Source organism: Mesorhizobium sp. M7A.T.Ca.US.000.02.2.1 (genome assembly GCF_003996995.1).
GTDB lineage: Bacteria > Pseudomonadota > Alphaproteobacteria > Rhizobiales > Rhizobiaceae > Mesorhizobium.
Genome location: NZ_RZTT01000680.1, coordinates 1 through 2,008, shown reverse-complemented (window position 1 = coordinate 2,008; position 2,008 = coordinate 1). Strand labels below are relative to the sequence as shown.

The following is a 2,008-nucleotide window of genomic DNA, read 5'->3' as shown; positions in this document are numbered from 1 at the left end:
GCTTTACGCCGGGCGTGAAAGCCTTCACGGCGGCGGTGCTGGGCGGCATCGGTTCGCTGCCGGGCGCGGTGGTCGGGGGGCTGATGATCGGCTTCATCGAGAGCATGTGGTCGGCATATTTCTCGATCGACTACAAGGACGTCGCGGCGTTCTCGATCCTGGCCATCGTTCTGATCTTCCTGCCTTCCGGCATATTGGGCCGGCCAGAAGTCGAAAAGGTCTGAGACCATGGCCGTCACCGTATCTCCGGAGCGCGACACCGTCGCCACGCCTATGCAGCGCGCGTTGCGCGAGTCACTTTATGCCGCTGCCATATCGTTTGGCCTGTTCGTGCTGTTCATCGGCCTGAAGACCGGCCAGAACATTTCTAACGAACTGGTCCTGACGACGCGCTGGGGCCTGCTTGCCGCCGTGGTGATCGCCACGGCCATCGGGCGCTTCCTCTATGTCGCTTATGGCCAGCCCTTCCTGGCCAACCAGAAGATCACCGACGTCGCCACCGGTCTGCTGCCGGCCAGCGTGGCGTCACGCTTCTTCCAATTGCCGGCCTTCATCGTGGCCTTGGTAGCGGCGGTGGTGTTGTTTGCGGTCAACAGTTCTCTCGTCGGATGGGTGGGAGCGGAGCCGGCGGGCTATCTGCAATTCCTGCGCGCCCTGGCGGTCATCTATGTGCTGGCCTGCGTGATTTATTATTTCCGGGGCTTCATCCATGCCAACTTCACCAAACTCGGCATTGCCGCGCTGATCCTCTATCCGATCCTGGTGGTGGCGATCCTGTCGCTGATGTCCTGGTCGTTCGTCGGCGGGCTGCAAGGCTCGCTGAAATGGGTCGACAATTTCGGCATCCAGATCCTGATCTATGTGATGCTGGCCTGGGGCCTGAACATCGTCGTCGGCCTCGCCGGCCTGCTCGACCTCGGTTATGTCGCCTTCTACGCGGTCGGCGCCTATGCCTATGCGCTGCTCGGCACGCAGTACGGCCTGTCGTTCTGGATCCTTTTGCCGGCCGCCGGCGCCATGGCCGCCTTCTGGGGCGTGCTGCTCGGCTTCCCGGTGCTGCGCCTGCGCGGCGACTATCTGGCGATCGTCACCTTGGCTTTCGGTGAGATCATCCGCCTGGTGCTGATCAACTGGCGCGAGGTCACCAACGGTTCGGCCGGTATTTCCGGCATCCCGAAGGTCACCTTCTTCGGCCTGATGACCTTCAACGTGTCGGACCCCAATTACATCGCCAAGGTGCTGCATCTGGCGACCTCGAGCGCCTACTACAAGATCTTCCTCTATTACCTGATCCTGGCGCTGGCGCTGCTGACAGCCTTCGTCACCATCCGGCTGCGGCGCATGCCGGTCGGCCGTGCCTGGGAAGCGTTGCGGGAGGACGAGATCGCCTGCCGCTCGCTCGGTATCAACACCACCACCACGAAGCTCACAGCCTTCGCCACGGGTGCGATGTTCGGCGGCTTCGCCGGCGCGTTCTTCGCCGCGCGGCAGGGCTTCGTCAGCCCGGAATCCTTCGTCTTCCTGGAATCGGCCATCATCCTGGCCATCGTCGTTCTCGGCGGCATGGGTTCGCTGGTCGGCATCGCGGTCGCCGCAATGGTGATGATCGGCGGCACCGAGGCATTGCGCGAACTCGACTTCCTCAAGCAGGTCTTCGGGCCGGACTTCACACCGGAACTCTACCGCATGCTTCTGTTCGGCATGGCCATGGTCATCGTCATGCTGTGGAAGCCGCGCGGCTTCGTCGGCAGTCGTGAACCAACCGCCTTCCTCAAGGAGCGAAAGGCTGTCTCAAGCTCCTTCACCAAGGAAGGACACGGCTGATGAATGCGAACCCTGTTCAGAAGGCCAATTCCGGCGTGAACGACGCTATCCTGCAGGTCGATCATCTGTCGATGAAGTTCGGTGGCCTGGTGGCCATCGGCGATTTGTCTTTCGCCGCCAAGCGCGGCGAGATCACCGCGCTGATCGGCCCCAACGGCGCCGGCAAAACCACGGTGTTCAACTG

General features: G+C 62.4%; 2 protein-coding genes and 1 pseudogene. All 3 read left to right on the top strand.

Annotated elements, in window-relative coordinates; all coding sequences use genetic code 11:
* A pseudogene (locus EOD15_RS33460) lies at window positions 1-224 on the top strand (branched-chain amino acid ABC transporter permease LivH); the annotation flags it as partial.
* Window positions 225-228: 4 nt separating this feature from the next.
* Window positions 229-1,824: a high-affinity branched-chain amino acid ABC transporter permease LivM gene (gene livM, locus EOD15_RS33455; protein WP_127320417.1), complete on the top strand. Its 1,596-nt coding sequence runs from the start codon at window positions 229-231 to the stop codon at window positions 1,822-1,824.
* Window positions 1,824-2,008: ATP-binding cassette domain-containing protein (locus tag EOD15_RS33450; RefSeq protein ID WP_127409251.1), on the top strand; the 185-nt coding region annotated here is incomplete at its 3' end. The genes livM and EOD15_RS33450, both read left to right, overlap by 1 nt.